The 17150-nt window shown below is 60.2% G+C and carries 12 protein-coding genes and 2 pseudogenes; 4 read left to right on the top strand and 10 right to left on the bottom strand.

Annotated elements, in window-relative coordinates; translation table 11 throughout:
• The first annotated feature begins 12 nt into the window (after positions 1-12).
• Positions 13-2919 (top strand): HD domain-containing phosphohydrolase, encoded by a 2907-nt coding sequence (locus tag ACF8EF_RS14900; RefSeq protein ID WP_392462209.1) that lies wholly within the window; start codon positions 13-15, stop codon positions 2917-2919.
• Positions 2920-3028: 109 nt separating this feature from the next.
• Here ACF8EF_RS14900 and ACF8EF_RS14895 read toward each other — a convergent pair whose 3' ends face one another.
• Positions 3029-4741 carry an FAD-dependent oxidoreductase gene (locus tag ACF8EF_RS14895; RefSeq protein WP_176684649.1) on the bottom strand — a complete coding sequence of 571 codons (1713 nt, stop codon included), beginning with the start codon at positions 4739-4741 and terminating at the stop codon, positions 3029-3031.
• 194 nt (positions 4742-4935) lie between these two features.
• On the opposite strand from ACF8EF_RS14895, the gene ACF8EF_RS14890 reads away from it, so the two are divergent.
• The 3 genes from ACF8EF_RS14890 (at position 4936) to ACF8EF_RS14880 (ending at position 7748) form a co-directional block, all read left to right on the top strand.
• Positions 4936-5712 (top strand): IclR family transcriptional regulator, encoded by a 777-nt coding sequence (locus tag ACF8EF_RS14890; protein ID WP_020190769.1) that lies wholly within the window; start codon positions 4936-4938, stop codon positions 5710-5712.
• Positions 5713-5850: 138 nt separating this feature from the next.
• Positions 5851-6903: a Gfo/Idh/MocA family protein gene (locus tag ACF8EF_RS14885; RefSeq protein WP_209965336.1), complete on the top strand. Its 1053-nt coding sequence runs from the start codon at positions 5851-5853 to the stop codon at positions 6901-6903.
• 29 nt (positions 6904-6932) lie between these two features.
• On the top strand, positions 6933-7748 hold the full coding sequence (locus ACF8EF_RS14880) for a sugar phosphate isomerase/epimerase family protein (RefSeq protein ID WP_392462208.1): 816 nt from the start codon (positions 6933-6935) through the stop codon (positions 7746-7748).
• A 153-nt stretch (positions 7749-7901) separates the two neighbouring features.
• Here the strand turns inward: ACF8EF_RS14880 and ACF8EF_RS14875 are convergent, their stop codons facing one another.
• The 9 genes and pseudogenes from ACF8EF_RS14875 to ACF8EF_RS14835 all read right to left on the bottom strand — a co-directional run bounded on the left by ACF8EF_RS14875 (position 7902) and on the right by ACF8EF_RS14835 (position 17114).
• The gene (locus tag ACF8EF_RS14875; protein ID WP_012052802.1) at positions 7902-9227 is read right to left on the bottom strand and encodes an MFS transporter; all 1326 of its coding nucleotides are present in this window, start codon (positions 9225-9227) and stop codon (positions 7902-7904) included.
• Positions 9228-9513: 286 nt separating this feature from the next.
• Entirely contained in the window at positions 9514-9741 is a 228-nt protein-coding gene (locus ACF8EF_RS14870; RefSeq protein ID WP_392462206.1) for a DNA binding protein, read from the bottom strand.
• Positions 9742-10248: 507 nt separating this feature from the next.
• Positions 10249-10506 (bottom strand): PAAR domain-containing protein, encoded by a 258-nt coding sequence (locus ACF8EF_RS14865; RefSeq protein WP_209965346.1) that lies wholly within the window; start codon positions 10504-10506, stop codon positions 10249-10251.
• Complete coding sequence (locus ACF8EF_RS14860) at positions 10503-11396, bottom strand: DUF6708 domain-containing protein (protein WP_392462204.1); 894 nt, start codon at positions 11394-11396, stop codon at positions 10503-10505. The genes ACF8EF_RS14865 and ACF8EF_RS14860 overlap by 4 nt, the downstream gene beginning before the upstream one ends.
• Before the next feature lie 2 nt (positions 11397-11398).
• Positions 11399-12376 (bottom strand): annotated as a pseudogene (locus tag ACF8EF_RS14855) (hypothetical protein); the annotation flags it as partial.
• A gap of 30 nt (positions 12377-12406) precedes the next feature.
• Positions 12407-12616: pseudogene (locus ACF8EF_RS14850) on the bottom strand (toxin VasX); the annotation flags it as partial.
• Positions 12613-13506, bottom strand: a complete 894-nt coding sequence (locus ACF8EF_RS14845) for a DUF6708 domain-containing protein (protein WP_392462202.1) — start codon at positions 13504-13506, stop codon at positions 12613-12615. The gene ACF8EF_RS14845 and the pseudogene ACF8EF_RS14850, both read right to left, overlap by 4 nt.
• A 2-nt stretch (positions 13507-13508) precedes the next feature.
• Entirely contained in the window at positions 13509-16499 is a 2991-nt protein-coding gene (locus ACF8EF_RS14840) for a T6SS effector BTH_I2691 family protein (RefSeq protein ID WP_392529134.1), read from the bottom strand.
• Positions 16500-16826: 327 nt separating this feature from the next.
• Positions 16827-17114 (bottom strand): hypothetical protein, encoded by a 288-nt coding sequence (locus ACF8EF_RS14835; RefSeq protein ID WP_176683260.1) that lies wholly within the window; start codon positions 17112-17114, stop codon positions 16827-16829.
• Between the last annotated feature and the right edge of the window lie 36 nt (positions 17115-17150).

Below are 17150 nucleotides of genomic sequence, written 5' to 3'. Positions count from 1 at the left end.
GGAGTACCTGGGATGGGCTGCGTGTCGACGGGGCGTGTTGTTGGCAATACAGGACGTGGTATTTCACTGCAGTGGCTGGTGGCGCTGGCTATCGTGCTGGGCATGCTGCTGCTCGGCGCCGCCCTGGCCTGGCAGGGTTACCGCGGAATTCGCCAAACCCTCGTGGCTGCTGCTGGCGATGCTGCCCAGCAGGTTGCCAAGACGATCGACGAGCGCGCCAGGCGCCTGATCGAGCCGGCGCAAAGCAGCATTCGCCTGCTTGCCCACAACACGACGCTTCACACCCAGGCACAGCGCATGGATCGGCTGCCACAGCTGGTGGAAATGCTGGACGCCAACCGCATGCTCAGCGCCGCCTATCTGGGTTACCCCAGCGGCGAGTTCCTGTTGGTGCGTCGCCTGCGTGACCCACAGCTGATGCAGCGTTTCGCCGCTCCACCGGGCACGGCTTTTCTGGTGCAGAGCGTCAGCCATGGCGACGGCGCCAAGGTGCAGGGCGAGTGGCGCTTTTATGATCGGGCGCTGAACTTGTTGCAGGCCCAGGCCAAACCTGACTATCGCTACGATCCACGCCTGCGTCCCTGGTTCGCTCAAGCCACGGTACAACCCGCTACTGTACTGACTCGTCCCTATGTGTTCTTCACCACCCGTGAGGTTGGCTTGACCATGGCCCAACGTAGCGTCGACGGTGGGGCCGTGATCGGCCTGGACGTTTCGGTCAACGACCTGGCCAGCGAGACTCAGGACCTGCGCATGACCCCTGGTACCGAGATTGTTGTGGTCGATGACCAGGGCAACGTTGTGGCCTATCCGGACCCGCAGCGGGCAATCGTGCACGAAGGGCAAGGCGTGCGCCTGTCGCGGGTCGCCGAGTTGGGCGCTCCCAGCCTGGCGCAGCTATACGCTGACCTGCCGAAGGGCAACCAGCCTCAGCCTTATCAGGTGGACGGCCAGACCTGGTATGGCATTCGTGTGCAGCTGACCACCCTGGCCGGGCACGACTTGCACGTGCTGATTGCCGTACCAGGCCACGAGCTGCTGGTGGGGGCACGCAAAGTCTTGTTCGAGCAGTTGCTCTGGACCGTGGCACTGATGGCCGTGTTGCTGGTGCTCGGCGGTGTGCTTGGCCGGCGCATTGGTCGCCCGCTGCGGCTGTTGCGCGAGCAGGTTCAAGGTTTGGCCAGTTTTGATTTCAGCCGTGAAGTGGGCGTGCACTCGCGGGTTTCCGAGGTGCGTGAGCTGAGCCGTGTGCTGAGCCGCATGTCCGGTACTATTCGCCACTTTCAGGCGATTACCCTTGCGCTCAGTCGCGAGCGAGACCTTGAGCGCATGCTCGATGGCGTGCTGAGCCATCTGGTAGAAGCTGCCGGGGGCGACGCCGGCGGGGTTTACCTGTACGACGCTGATCAGGCTTTGCTGCGCCTGGCCGCCTCGTGCCGCGGTGAACATTACCCAAGCGAGGTGGCAGTGGACGAAGGCGCCCGGCAGCACTTGGCTGCAACAGTGACCCAGGCCCTCGGCCTGCACGAGCGCAGCCTGGCCGTGGTGCTGAATGACCGTAGCCAGGCACTGTTGGGCATACTGGTCCTGCAAATGGACGAAGAGCAGGCGCATGAGCGGGTAGGCGAGGCATTCCGGCGCTTTGTCGAGGAGTTGTCCGGTGTGGCTGCAGTGGCCATCGAGACCCGCCAGTTGGTCGAAGCCCAGCAACGCCTGCTGGACGCCATGATCAAGCTGCTGGCAGACGCCATCGACGCCAAGAGCCCCTATACCGGTGGCCACTGCGAGCGGGTGCCTCAGCTGGCTCAGATGCTGCTGGATCAGGCAGTGGCAGCCGACAGCGGCCCGTTCGCCAGCTTCAGCATGACCGAGGCAGAGCGATACGAGTTCCGTGTGGCAGCCTGGCTGCACGATTGTGGCAAGGTCACCAGCCCCGAGTACGTGGTGGACAAGGCGACCAAGCTGGAGACCCTTTACAACCGCATCCACGAAGTACGCATGCGTTTCGAAGTGCTGTGGCGCGATGCGGAGCTGGCTTACTGGCAAGGCCTGGCCAGCGGCGCCGACCAGCAGGTGCTGAAAGCCGCACTGAGCCGAAGCCAGGCCGAGCTGCAGGACGACTTCGCTTTCGTCGCCCAGGCCAACATCGGCGGCGAGTTCATGCAGGACACCGATATCCAGCGCTTGCAGGTGATCGGCAAGCGACGCTGGCTGCGCCATTTCGATAACCGCCTGGGCATCTCCCGAGACGAGGCGGAACGCCTTGTCGGCGTGCCGCAGCCTGAACTACCGACAGAGGAGCCATTGCTGGCCGACCGCCCCGAGCACTGCGTGCCCTGGGGTACTCGCACGCCGCCGGTGGTGAAGGGCGACCCGCGTAATATCTGGGGGTTCGATATGCACCTGCCAGGCCACGCCAGCAACTACGGCGAGTTGTACAACCTGTCGATCCGCCGTGGCACGCTGACTGACGAAGAACGCTTCAAGATCAACGAACACATCGTGCAGACCATCATCATGCTCAGTGCACTGCCGCTGCCGCGCCAGCTCAAGCGGGTACCCGACATCGCCGGCAACCACCACGAAAAGATGAACGGCAGCGGCTATCCGCGCCGTCTGGACGGGCAGGACCTGGGCATTGCCGAGCGAGTGATGGCGATTGCCGACATCTTCGAAGCACTGACGGCAGCAGACCGGCCGTACAAACCTCCGAAGACGCTGTCTGAATCGGTGAAGATCCTGGTGTCCATGGCCCGCGAGGGGCACGTCGACGGGCAACTGCTACAGCTGTTCCTCAGCAGCGGGGTATTTCGCCAATATGCCGAGCGCTTCCTGCGCACCGAGCAGATCGACGAGGTGGATGTGGCCTACTGGCTGGCGCAGATTCAGGAGCGTTGCGCAGCCAGACCTGTGAGCTGAGGGACGACAACGCTGAAAAAATCAGGCCGCGTGGCGCTCGATTCAAGCGCCACGGCCTTTCGCAGTGTCCTCCTGGAGACCGCCAACCACCCAGGTAGCGTGGATCAGCTCACTCATACTCCTGCACCCCTGCTATATGCCGCCCGGCGACATAGCCAAAGGTCAGCGCCGGCCCCAGGTTGATGCCACCCGACGGATACCAGCCACCCAACACGCTGGCCATGTCGGTACCTGCTGCGTACAGGCCTGCAATCGGTTGTGCGGCCTCATCCAGTACACGGGCATTGCCGTCGGTGCGCAACCCGGCAAAGGTGCCAAAACAGCCGGGCTTTACTTTCACCGCATAGAACGGCCCGTGCTCGATGGGCGCCACGCAAGGGTTGGGGCCCTTGTGCTGTGGGTCACCCTGCTTGCGGTTGAACGGCGTGGAACCTCGGCCGAACGCCGGGTCCTGGCCGTTACGGGCATGGCTATTGAAGTCAGTGACCGTGGCGCGCAGCCCGGACGGGTCAATGCCGCAGGCCTGGGCGAGCTGCTCGAGCGTGGCGCCGCGTTTCAGGTAGCCGTTGCGCACATGCGGGCCTACCGGCAGCGGTGCCGGGCGGGCATGCCCCAGGCCATAGCGGCGCAAGAAGCGATGATCGCAAACCAGCCACGAGCACACCTCCTGACCCTGCGGCACTGCAGCGATCATGGCCGACACATAGTCGTAATAGCCATGCGCTTCGTTGACGAAACGCTTGCCGTTGGCCAGCACGCCGATAACGCCCGGTTTGCCGCGCTCGATAATGTGCGGGAAGTGGCCGACGCTGCCGTCGCGATACGGCACCTGTGAAACCGGCGCCCAGGCCACTGGCGACTTCAGGTCGGTGGCAACCACGCCGCCGGCGGATTCACCCAGCCGCAGGCCATCGCCAGAACACCCCTTGGGCGGCAGCGCCAGGTTGTCGTGGCCGCTGGCATCGCGCGGGAACAGTTGCTGGCGCCGGGCGTTGTCATTGGGGAAACCACCTGCCGCCAGCACCACGGCCTTGGCGCGGATCAGTTGCTCGCCCTGTGGCGTAGCGACCCACGCCCCGCGCACCTGGCCACCCTCGATAAGCAGGCGTTTGGCCGGCGCCGACGCTTGCAGGTGTACACCCAGGTCCTGTGCGGATTTAGCCAGGCGCGCCACCAGCGCCACACCGTTGACCAGGTGCATGGCCCGACCATGGCGGGCCAGGTGGTACAGGTGGCGGCCAAAGCGCTTGCACACGTGCAGCAGGGCCTTGGGCGAGCGGGTCATGTTGAGGAAGGCGGCAAGGTCGGCACCGGCCATGATCGGCATGCCCATGAACGAGGTTTCGCGCATGGTCTTGCGCAAGCGTGGCAGCAGGGCGCCAACCTCGCGGGCATCGTAGGGCGCAGCGATCACCTGGTGGCCGCCAAGGGCTGCCCCCGGCGTATCGCCATGCATGTCCGGGATGCCGTTGCCGTCGGCAAACTGCAACGCCGTGTACTTCTCGAAAAACGCCACCATGTGCGGGCACGCCTCGAGGAAGGCATCGACGCGCTCGGCATTGTAGTTTGCCCCCAGCTCATGGCGCAGATAAGTCCGCGGTTGCTCGATGTCTTCCTCGATGCCGGCCCTGCGCGCCAGCGGGTTGCGTGGCACCCAGGCCCAGCCGCCGGACCAGGCGGTGGCACCGCCAAACACCGGTTCTTTCTCCGCCACGATCACCTTCTGCCCATGCCAGGCAGCCGTGACGGCCGCCGCCAGCCCGGCGGCGCCAGAACCTATGACCAGTACATCGCATGCGGTTTCGAGAGGAGCGGAAGACATTGCGGGTTTCCTGTGTTTTTATTGGAACAATGTTCCACATTTTTATCGGCAGCGGGTGGTCCTGCAAGGTCAGGTCGGGCATGTCAGGCAAGAACTGGGCGATCATCGGACATTCGAGGTGGCCCGAGCTGCGCTGGCTGGAGACGATGTGGAATCATCTTCTAGAATCCGCAAAAAAATCAGGGACCTGTGACATGGCTGGTAGTCAGATCGAACGCGCCTTCAGTCTTGTAGAAAGCCTTACCGGTGAACCCCAAGGGCTGCCGTTACAAACCCTGGCCGAGCGCCTGGACATTCCCAAAAGCGCTGCCCACCGCATGCTCACTGAGCTGGTGCGGCTGGGCTACGTGCGCCAGAACCGGGAAAGCAGCCGCTATCAGCTGTCGGCCAAGCTGGTAGCGCTGGGCTTTCGTTACCTCGCCAGCAGCGGTGCCGACATCATCCAGCCGATTCTTGACCGCCTGGCCCAGGACAGCGGCGAACTCGTGCGCCTTGGGGTGATCGACGGTGCCCGGCAAACCTGGATCGCCAAGTCCCAGGGGGCGCGCTCCGGGCTGCGCTATGACCCGGATATGGGGCGCGACGCGCCGCTGTTCTATACCGCCTCCGGGCATGCCTGGCTGGCCAGCCTGGACGATGAGCAGGCGCTGCAGATGGTGTTGCGCCAGGGTATTGCCGACCCCGACCAGTTCGGCCCCAACGCGCCACGCTCCACCGACGAGCTGCTCGCCTACCTGCACCGCGCCCGCGAGCGTGGTTATGCCTGGGTCGAGGAAACCTCCGCCATCGGCACCTCAGCCCTGGCCGCAGTGGTGCGCCGGCCGCAAAGTGACGAGGTGATCGGCGTGCTGAGCATCGCCGGGCCCAGCGCGCGGCTGGCACAGAGCCGCCTTACAGCGCTGGCACCGCTATTGCTGGCGGCGGCAGAAGAGCTGTCGGCGGCCAGTCCCGCCAGCGAGCTGTTTGCCTGAGGGGATATTCCGGTCGATTACCGCACAGTCTGTTGCGCCTGTTCTTCTGAAAAGCTGAACTTGGTTCTAAATTGTCGAGTGTAAATTGTGGAACCAGGTTTCAGAATTTCATGACAACAATGACAAGAGGACAGGCTGTTGAACCCACCCCTTCGTATTGCCTTGATTGGCGCCGGCATCATGGGCCGGCAGCATTACCAGCATTTGCGCAATGTGCCGCAAGCCCAACTGTGTGCCGTGGCCGACCCCGGCCCGCAGGCCGAGGCCTTCGCTGCCGAGTGCGGCGTGCCTTGCTTTGCCGACCACCGGCAAATGCTGGAGCAGGTGCGCCCCGAGGCAGTGATCGTCGCCAATCCCAACAACCTGCATGTCGCCACCGCCCTGGATTGTGTCGAGGCCGGGGTGCCGGTGCTGCTGGAAAAACCGGTGGGCGTGCACCTGGATGAAGTGCGTGCACTGGTGGAAGCCTCACGCCGCCGAGGTGTGCCGGTGCTTGTAGGGCACCATCGCCGACACAATCCGCTGATCGCCAAGGCGCACCAGGTGATCAACGAAGGCAAACTGGGCCGTTTGATCAACGTCACCGCGCTGTGGCAGCTGCAAAAGCCCGACAACTATTTCGAAACGCCCTGGCGCCGCGAGCCAGGGGCCGGTTTCTTGCTGACCAACCTGATCCACGACCTTGACCTGTTGCGTTACCTGTGCGGCGAGGTGGTGCAGGTGCAGGCCTTCACCCGCAACGATGTCCGCGGTTTTGCCAACGAAGACAGCGCCGCGGTGCTGCTGCAGTTTGCCAACGGTGCCCTGGGCAGCCTGACCGGGTCCGACGCGGTGGCTGCACCGTGGAGCTGGGAGCTGGACGCTGGCGAAAGCCCCGTGTACCCGCGCCAGGACGGCCAGCCGTGCTATCTGCTGGCCGGCACCCAAGGAGCACTGAGCATTCCCCAGCTAAAGCGCTGGCATTACGCCGAGGCAGGCTCGGGCTGGCATACGCCCCTGTTGCAAAGCTCGGAAAGCATCCCCGCCGGCGAGGCATTGACCCTGCAACTGCAGCATTTTGTGCGGGTTGCCCGGGGTGAACAGGCTCCGCTGATCGACGCTGCCGACGGGGGGCGCACACTGGCGCTGATCGAAGCGATAAGGCAGGCAGCCCAGAGCGGTCGGGCTTGCGCGCCCGCGCACATTGGCTGATGCAACCTTACTATTGCTGGTGATGATTAATGACTGATCGAATTTTTTCCCTCGCGGCCCTGACGGTGCTCGAGCTGTCTCCACCGGACATGGTCGAGGCCGCCGCCCGAGCGGGCTACAGCCATGTCGGCCTACGGCTGGTGCCAGCCACCGAACAGGAGCGGCATTTCCCGTTGGTTGCCGATGCCGAACTGCGTCGGCAAACCCAGGCGCGCTTGCGCGACACGGGCATCAAGGTGCTCGACCTGGAGATCCTGCGTCTTGAGCCGGCAACCTGTGTGGCCGATTTCGAAGCGATCCTGGCGGTGGGCGCCGAGTTGGGTGGCACTGAATTGCTGGTAGCGGGCAACGACCCTGACGAAGCGCGCCTGACCGAACGCTTTGCCGCATTGTGCGAACTGGCGGCACGCTACGGCATTCACCCCCACCTGGAGTTCATGCCCTGGACCGACGTACGTGACCTGCGCCAGGCCATGCGGGTGGTGGCCAACGCCGACCGCGCCAATGGCTGCGTACTGGTGGATGCCTTCCACTTCAACCGCTCCGGGTCTTCGCTGGACGACCTGGCGCAGCTGAAGCCGCAGCGCATGCGCTATGCCCAACTGTGTGACGTTGCTGGCCCGGTACCGGCCGACATGGACGAGATACTGCGCCAGGCGCGTAACGAACGTCGCTTCCCGGGTGATGGCGATGCTGACCTGGTTGGCCTGTTACGCGCCTTGCCGCCGAGCATGCCGCTGAGCCTGGAAACCCCTACGCGGCAATTGCTGGAGCAGGGCATCAGCGGCGAACAGCGTGCGCGCATGGCGCTGGAGAAAGCCAAGGCGGTGCTGGCCGCAGTCTGATTGGGCGAACGTGGTGCATGGCACCGGCTACGTCACGTCCGTGGGGCAACCCGCTCACACACCGAACGTTGCAGTGGCGTTGTCCGCTTCTCAAAAATACCAGGCCAAAAAAAGGGCCCGCAAGGGCCCCGTAGAGGTAAGTGGTTAGCGCTCTCAGGCGCTCTCGACCTTGCGCGGTGCCATGAAATACATCCACACCAGCGCCAGGAAGTACATGGCGGGGATCATGGTAAACAGCACCGCATAGTTGTTGTTGGTAGCGGTCAGCACGCTGCCGACAATCTGCGTCATGAACATCCCGCCAATTGCCGCACACATGCTGCCGAAGCCGAATACGGTGCTCACCAGGTGCTTGGGTGTGTAGTCCATCACCAGGCTCCATATATTCGCCGTCCACGCCTGGTGCGCGCCCACCGCGATCGAGATGGCCGCCACCGCGACCCACAGCCCACTGGCGTTGGCGGCAAAGATGACGCTGAGCATGGTGCAGGCAAAGATCAGCATGGACACCAAGCGCGCTGTCGTAGCGCGCACGCCACGGCCAATCAGCCACGACGACAGGATGCCTCCCCCGATGCTGCCGAAGTCTGCCGTCAGCCAGATGATGATCAACGGGATCCCCATCTGGGTCACGTTGATGCCCAGGCTGTATTGCTGGTTCAGGAACGGCGGCAGCCAATACAGGTAGAACCAGAACACCGGCGCGGTAATCGCATAGGCCACTGCAAAAGCCCAGGTGCCACGCAGGCGCAGGATACGGCTGAACGGCACGCGGGTCGGCTCTGGCTCATCATCCTGCTGGATGTACTGCACCTCGCTCTGACGCACGCGGGGGTGGTCTTCAGGGTTGTAGTACTTCAGCACCCAAAACACGACCCACACCAGGCCCAGGCTGCCCATGGCGATGAACGCAGCCTGCCAGCCCCACACAGCCAGGATCAGCGGCAACAGCGCGGGGGTGACCATGGCACCAACGTTGGTACCGGCGTTGAACAGCCCCGTTGCAATTGCCCGCTCACCTGCCGGGAACCACAGGCGCACGGTCTTGACGCAGGCCGGGTAGTTGGCGGCCTCAGTCAGGCCGAGGATGAAGCGGCAGACCATGAAACCTGCCGCCGAGGTGGCCAGGCCGTGGGCACCCGTGGCCAGGCTCCACAGCAATACAGCGAAGAAGAAGGCCCGTTTGACCCCGACTTTGTCGATCAGCCGGCCTTGCAGCAGAAAGCCGATGGCGTAGCCGACCTGGAACCAGAAATTGATGTTGGCGTAGTCCATCGCCGTCCAGCTCATTTCCTTGGCCAGCACGGGCTGCATGATGCCAAGGGCGGCTCGGTCGATGTAGTTCAGGGTGGTGGCGAAGAACACCAGGGCGAGCATGCCCCAACGGGTCTTGCCGACGCCGAAGGCGCCGCGAAGCTTGTCGCCGATCGAACCCTGGGACATCCGGGGCGCGGCGGGGGGGATCTTGGAGTGGTTCATAGACTGCTCGTTTCTTGAAATTGTATTCAGCTGCGGTGCTACGGGTACGTGACTTTTTCCCAGGCAGGGGGCACGCAAGGCCGGTGCATGGTGAGCAGTGAAGACAGCAGCGTCAATTCAAGAGACGGGCTACTGTTCGGTTATCGAACGGTTGCGTTGGCCGGCGGGCGCGGCAGGTATTCACGTCACTGAAGGGTAGAAGGCTTTGGCCCTGGTTGCCTGATGGGTGCAGGTCAGGAGGGTGAGGGCAGGCTGTGATAGTTGTGCCGCACAGGGTATGGGATGCCTACAAGCCAGGTTTGTGTGAGTACAGAGACCATGCAGTTGCCCAGCTCTCGACTTCGGCGCGGCCGTACTGCTGAATCCAGGACCGCACGGTTTTATGCAGGGTGCTTTTTGCTTCCACTTTCTCCCCTGTGTAAGGGTTTATATAGTATTTGCTTTGCCGAGCCCTGTAACGTGGGGGCGGTGCGACAGGGCGGCATTGTTGATAGACATCCTCATCATTGCTCATGTGTTCGCTCTCGATGATCGCCAGTACATTCGACAGATTGAATTGATATTCGGCCAGCAGGTTGTGCAGCTTGCTTTAAAACTCGAATTCGCGGATGAGGCGAGGGTCGATTTTAATGAAGGAAAGCTCGTTTTTTTTTGCCGCTAGTAGTCGCTCGAGGGCGCGAAACTCTGCGAGTCGGGACATGGCTTATCTCCATCGGGTGATGGGCTTAGTGTTAGTGGTTGTTGAGCGTGAATGCAAGCGGTGAAATAATTTGATGGATTTTTCTTGGTGGCTCACGATGCTTTTTAAAGCGTGGAATTGTTTGGTGCCAGGTGCTCTGTGTAAGAATATTCCCACACTTTTGGCATTAATGATGTCACTGGTGTCGCGTGCCTGTGAGCGCTTGCCCGCTATTTGACGGGACGCCCCATAACTGTTGACTCACAGGCTGCGTCATCAAAGGAGTGGTTTCGTATGAACTCTGACGTTTAATCGCCTTTGGCTCAGAGGTCGGTAGTTGCTTCAATCAATGAGCCAACCCGGGTCCCCCTCGATCAAAGTCCCTCCATGGCTGGTAGTGTCACCCAGCCTTGCTGCGGGTTGGCCCTCGATAATCGTGCAGGCAGCGCCGGTTTCGATAATGGCACCACAATTGATGCGATCGCCCACGCGTGCGACGGCCTTGCCATCTACTAATGTTGCACTTGCGCCGGTTTCCACAGTGCCTTCGCCATGGAGCGGGCAGCTATGACGATGGCCTACCAGTACGATGGGTTTCATTTGCGCTTCCTTTTGTCGGGTTGAACGGGGGCTTCCTCAAAGGCAGCGGGTGGCGGTGGCGCTGCTTGGACATTGAACAGGCGGCAGATGCCATACCAGCAGAGGGCAACGGAGAGGTTGTAGGGAAACAGCACAGCCCAGAACGGCAATTGCCAGTTCTTTTTGCCCTGCATTTCACCGGGCTCGCCGGTTCGCCAGGGAGCGTAGTGGCGCCAGGCTTCTGCCGGGGTCAGGCAGATGGCGTGGAGTGGCTTGTGCCACCAGTTGGGTTCACCGGGCGGAGGAAGTTTGTCCGGGCCGTGGTCCATGAAGTGGCGGAGGTATTCCCATACCTCGGCGACATGCTTGACGCCCGGTTCGGTGGGTTCGTTGCTGTCGACCCAGAGGCAGTCCTTTTGATGCAGGCTGCCGTCTTCGCGGCGGGGGGCGAAGGCGAGGGCATAGCTGGTGCTGAATGATGAGCCGCCGTACTCGGTGCGTTTGAAGATGCCACCTCCGGTGTTGGCCCATTCGAATATTAGTACCTTGCTCAGACGTTGGTAATAGATTTTTTGGGTCGCCCGATTGAAGCAGAAAATTGATAAGCGTTTTATGAAATATATTCGATAGGCTAAGAATGGGAGGAAGATGAAAGGTGCAATTAGTGTAAGGAGGATAAAGGTATAACTAAAAGTGTAGGGGTTCCAGGCTTCACTGGTTAGTAAGTAAGGGTAGGTGAAGATAACGAGTGCAATGGTCATTGCACAGTACAGCTTTCCCATAAAGACTGAGTCTGTTACCCAGGGGTTTTTCAGGCATAAGGTGGTTTTTGACAGGCTTGATAGTTGCCCGCCAATAGCGGGCTTATGCCCTGAACTTGAGCCTGAATTGAATATCCAGATGGTTGCCATGATCAGCGCTCCAGACGAAAAATTGACAGGATCTCATTATCTTCGCCCAGGCCTTGATTGGCGTTGTAGGTTAGATGAAGTGAGACATGATTTTGGTTAGCTAGGGTGTTTTCGAAATGTAGAACTAAGCCAGCACCTACGAGGTGGCCGGTCGGGCTGATTGGAAAAACGTCAATTCCGTGATCGTCACGGACGGAGCTCAAACTTCCTGACCATTCACTTACGCCTAACCTGAACGCAGGCAACAGCACTGTGAATTCTACGGTTGGTTGGGATGTGACTACTTCGTTATGTGTGATAGCTGTCCAGTCTGGTGGCGACCAGTGGTTATTCTGATGCCATCGGGTGTCGGCTTTAGTTATGCCGAGGGATAGGGCCTGCTCGGCCGATAGTAGCTTGGGTCCGTAATGTTCATTGTGCCAAGCCTTAATTTCTGTTTGCAGTGAGGTGAAGTAGGGTAGTTTTTTCTCATAGTCCAAGGTAATGCCAGGGCGCACTTCTCCATCATTTTTGCGATTTCCGAAAATACTACGTGCTGCCCAAAGTTCAATTGGCCTGTGAAGACGCTCATGTGCCTTGGCGTGTAGGTAGAGGCCTCCTGCAATGATGGCTACTCCTGCGAGGACAAGGGCTGCTGCGGCCCATCCGGCAAAGGGCACAATCGATGTCACGCCCGCAACTGCAAGTCCTGCTTCAAGGACGACAGCGGAACTGACAGCCATGGTGAAACCACCAGTCAACGTGTAACCGGCAGCCGCTTGATTGCCGTTCGCTCTCTGGCGCCTTGTTTTGGAGATATCAGAAAGCAAGCTAAATGCTATTGCCGGGTAACCGGCTAACCGCGCAAACAGATTGCTACTCAAAAACTTGATAATCCCATTGGCAAAGGCCATGCCCGGCGCTGTGGCACTTAATATCAGCATGACGGCCTTTTGCGTTGCCCGTACGCTGACCAACGTTGCCGCCGCTGCACCAAGCACCCTCTCGCCCAAAGGGCCTTTCATGAACACGTAGACATAGCCCGGTCGCAAAGCGCGGAGGGTGTAGGCCGAGTGCTGCAGTGGAGTGAAGCCTTGTTCCAGGTTGAAGCCTGCATCGGCATAGCGGCAGGCGGGGACGTCGGCGGTGCGGGGCACGATGGCGTAGCGCACTGGCAGGATGGGTATACGAGCACTGCAAGCTGGGCCGGAGGTGGCGCGGCTGACGGAGGCGTCGCTCATGTACGCTTCCTTTGGGTTGAATGCGCTGGTGCCTCCTCAAATGCTTCGGGAGGCGGTGGCGCTGCTCGGACGTTGAACAGGCGGCAGATGCCATACCAGCAGAGGGCGACGGAGAGGTTGTAGGGGAACAGCACAGCCCAGAACGGCAATTGCCAGTTCTTTTTGCCCTGCATTTCACCGGGCTCACCGGTTCGCCAGGGGGCGTAGTGGCGCCAGGCTTCTGCCGGGGTCAGGCAGATGGCGTGGAGTGGCTTGTGCCACCAGTTGGGTTCACCGGGCGGGGGGAGTTTGTCCGGGCCGTGGTCCATGAAGTGGCGGAGGTATTCCCACACTTCGGCGACATGCTTGACGCCGGGTTCGGTGGGTTCGTTGCTGTCGACCCAGAGGCAGTCCTTTTGATGCAGGCTGCCGTCTTCCCGGCGGGGGGCGAAGGCGAGGGCATAGCTGGTGCTGAATGATGAGCCGCCGTATTCGGTGCGCTTGAAGATGCCACCTCCGGTGTTGGCCCATTCGAATACGAGTACTTTGCTCAAACGTTGGTAGTAGATTTTTTGGGTTGAACGATTGAAGCAGAAACTTGATAAGCGTTTTATGAAATATATTCGATAAATAAGGAAAGGAAGGAAGGTGAAGGGGGCGAGTGTGAAGCCGGACATTAATATGGGGTTGGAATTAAAGTAGCCCAAGAATTCTCCATCAAATAGATTTGGGTATAAGCCGATTATTAATGATAGGGTCATTGTGCAGTACAGTTTCCCCATGAATACAGAATCTGATACCCAAGGATTTCGCAGGCATAAAGTATTTTTTGATAAGTTTGATACTTGCCCGTCAATAGCGGGCTTATGCCCTGAAGCTGACGTTGAATTGAATATCCAGATGGTTGCCATGATCAGCGCTCCAGACGAAAAATTGACAGGGTCTCATTGTCTTCGTCCAGGCCTTGATTGGCGCTGTAAGCTAGATGCAGTGAGATATGTTTTTGGTTGGTAAGCGTGTTCTCGAAATGCAGAACCAGGCCAGCACCTACGAGGTGGCCGGTCGGGGCAATTGGGAATACGTCCATTCCTTGGTCATCATGGAGGGAGCTCAAGCTTCCTGACCATTCGCTTACGCCTAACCTGAAGCCAGGTAGCAGGACTGTGAACTCAACGGTTGGTTGAAATGTGCCTACTTCGTTATGTGTGATAGCTGTCCAGTTTGGCGGAGACCAGTGATTGTTTTGATTCCATCTTGTATCGACTTTGGTTATGCCGAGTGTGAGAGCTTGCTCAGCTGAAATTAGCTTTGGTCCAAAATGCTCATCATGCCAAGCTTTGATTTCTGCATGCAGCGATGGGAATGCAGGCAGTTTTTTTTCATAGTCCAAGATGATTTCAGTGCGGATTTCTCCATCGTTAATACGATTGCCGAAGATACTACGTGCTGCCCACAGTTCTATTGGGCTGTGAAGGCGCTCATGTGCCTTGGCGTGTAGGTAGAGGCCTCCTGCAATGATGGCTACTCCTACGAGAACAAGGGCAGCGGCGGCCCATCCAGCGAAGGGAACAACGGATGTCACGCCCGCAACTGCAAGTCCTGCTTCAAGGATAACAACAGAGCCAGTGGCCATCGTTACCCCGCCGGCCAAGGTGTATCCGCCTGCAGTTGAATTACCATTTTTGAGTTGGCGGACTCCCTTAAATAGGTCAGAAAATAGGCTAAATGCTATTGCCGGATATCCGGCTAACCGCGCAAACAAATTGCTACTCAAAAACTTGATAACCCCATTGCCAAAGGCCATGCCCGGCGCTGTGGCACTTAATCTCAGCATGACGGCCTTTTGCGTCGCCCGCACGCTGACCAATGTCGCTGCCGCTGCACCAATCACCCCGAAAACAGATGAAGCGAACCCCAGGGTGTATTCAGGTGCATCGCTCTTCTGCAGGCTGTTGTAGGCCGTCTTGAGCGATAAGATGTTGAACCACAGCATCCCCGCGTTTAAACCACCACCACCGCCCGAGGTGAGTAACCCAAGGAAGTTGGGTTTCGCACGCGCAGTGGTGGTCAGCTCGATGGACACCGTGCGGCTTCCTGATATGCGCAACGCTTTCATCTCTTCAACCTGCGCCATACCGCTCTTCAAATACCGCTGCACCTCCTGGCTAAAGGGGTTTTCCGTAATGGCCTGCTCGGTGATTCGATAGCGTGCCGCCAACAACCCCAGCGCTTTCTCGGCATTGGCCTCACGCGCTGCCAACTGCACCTGCTGCCGCAGGCCATGGCTGGCATCCCAGCGGGTCTGGCCACGCAGGCGCTTGAGCACCACGGTATTGACCGACTGGGCGGTGAGGTCGGTGATGTCCGCCATGGCCGGGAAGCGCCCCGCCAATCCCTCGATCACGTTGTCGCTGGCGCCGAACAAGGTGCCGATGGCGTCGGCTTTGTCCTTGAACGGGTTGAACGGCGCCAAGGCGGTGTAAAGCGGGCTGTCGTGCTGGTCCAGCCATTGCTCCAGGCGTTTGAAGCGTCGGTCATGCTCTTCGGTGCCGGGTGTCGGCTGGCCCATTGGGTGAATCAGCAGCGCCAGTGAGATTTCCAGACCGCGGGCGGAGGTGCGTTCGTTGCGGTCGTAACAGGCCAGTGCCGCAGCGAGGCTGTAGGGGTTATCGATGTGTTGGGATTCGGCCGTCGCCAGCCAGGCGTCATGATCGTTGCTGGCTTGCAAGGCCAGGTTGCGCAGGGCGGCAATGCGTCGTTCCAGCGCGTCGCGTTCGGCGAGGAAACGCCGGTATTTGTCGACATCGAGACGCTGTGCCAGGCGCGCGCCATTGGGGGAGTAATCTTCATGGGTGAGGGCCTGGAAGTGTGCCTCGGCCGGCGACAGGGCGGGGCCCCGGCGTGACGTGCCAAGCCTGAACGCGGCCAGTTCTGGTGAGGGGGCATCTGCCGGGTACAGGCTTTCCAGCGTCTTGTTCAGCAGCATGGCGACCAGGTTGCGATGGTGAAAGTCGCGGCTCTGCGGGCTGAGCTGTTCGGCATCCAGCCGGTAGCATGCCGGCACGCGCTCCTGCTCGGGAGGCTGAGCGGGTCTTGTGTGTTCCAGTTGCTCGGCCGGCATCAGGTCACGCAGTTGATGCTGGTAGGCCGAGACCGACAGGCTCAGGTCCAGGGCCATGCCTTCGGCGTCGGCGAGCGCCACCACCACTGGCACTTTCGGCTGGGTCCAGGGGTAGTGGCGGGCGATGGCATTGAGGTTGCCGATGGGCAATGTTTCGGTGACCGGGTCGCTGCTCCAGGTCAGCGGCATGCGCCGCTCGGTTGGCTTGAAGTCTTCGACCCAGGTTTGCAGGGCACTCACTGGCAACACATGGGGCTGGGTGGACGGCACCTGGTTGCCGCTCACCAGCTCGGCCATGTCCAGCTGGCGCATGTGCCGTTTGCGCAGGGCTGGCGAACCGGTGATACGGGCGGTGATGGCGTTGGTCCACAGGTGCGGGCTGTAGCCGATCCATACTTCCTTGGCGGAGTCCTGGCAGGTGTCGGCCCACACCCAGCCGGTGCTCTGGCCGGAGAGGTAGCGGCCACGCTGGTGATAGTCCTCCAGCCCTTGGTAGCGCAGCTCCTTGTAGAGGCCCACGCCGACGTGCTCATGAATGACCAGCTTTTCGCCCTGAGGGCCTTTCATGAACACGTAGACATAGCCCGGGCGCAAAGCGCGGAGGGTATAGGCCGAGTGCTGCAGCGTGGGGAAGCCTTGTTCCAGGTTGAAGCCTGCATCGGCATAGCGGCAGGCGGGCGTGTCGCCGGTGCGTGGCACGATGGCGTAGCGCACTGGCAGGATGGGTATACGTGCGCTGCAGGCTGGACCGGAGGTGGCGCTGCTGACGGAGGCATTGGTCATGCGAGCTCCTTGCTCAGAGAGACAGTCTTTTCGAACCAGAGACGCACTGCGGCAAGTTTCAGTACTGACAAGACTGAAATAGCGTTATTCATACTGTGCTGGATTTAAGCCCCAGATCTATGCTGTAAGAAGTTTCCTACTTACTTACTGAGATGAACGGGTGGCCTAGTACCTGGAACTCAAGTGAAAGACAATGCCTCGAACGCTGCTTTTTGGTCGAGTTTGAAAGTGTAAGATTTTATTTGAATATATATTGTATTTGCGCAGCTTTGTGTGAAAAGTTGCAGTGTGTTTGTAGGAAGTTTCTTGCAGTAAGTTTTTATATGTTCAGTTCTTGCACTTGGCCAGCACTACCTGGCAAGTCCTGGGCGTGCCTCCCGAGCGGCTGGCATAACGCACGCAGTTGTTCAGCGATTTCTGTTGCGCAATGCTCAATGTATTGCCCCAGGCCAGGCCGCCTTCACCGATAGTGGGGACGGCCTTGGCGAAGCAGTTGGAGCCCACTGCAGGCGTGGCGTAGCGTGCCTGGCTGGCTTTGCTGGAGCAACCAGCGGTAAATGCCAGGCTGAGGCAGAGCAGGGTAGCCAGTGCCCAGGACGCATGTGGTCTGCTCATGTATTCCCCTTCTGCACTTGGCAGCAAATGCCTTGC

Origin of the sequence: Pseudomonas sp. zjy_15 (assembly GCF_043101865.1) — a bacterium.
GTDB classification, from domain to species: Bacteria; Pseudomonadota; Gammaproteobacteria; order Pseudomonadales; family Pseudomonadaceae; genus Aquipseudomonas; species Aquipseudomonas putida_Y.
This window is presented reverse-complemented; position numbering and strand designations above follow the sequence as displayed.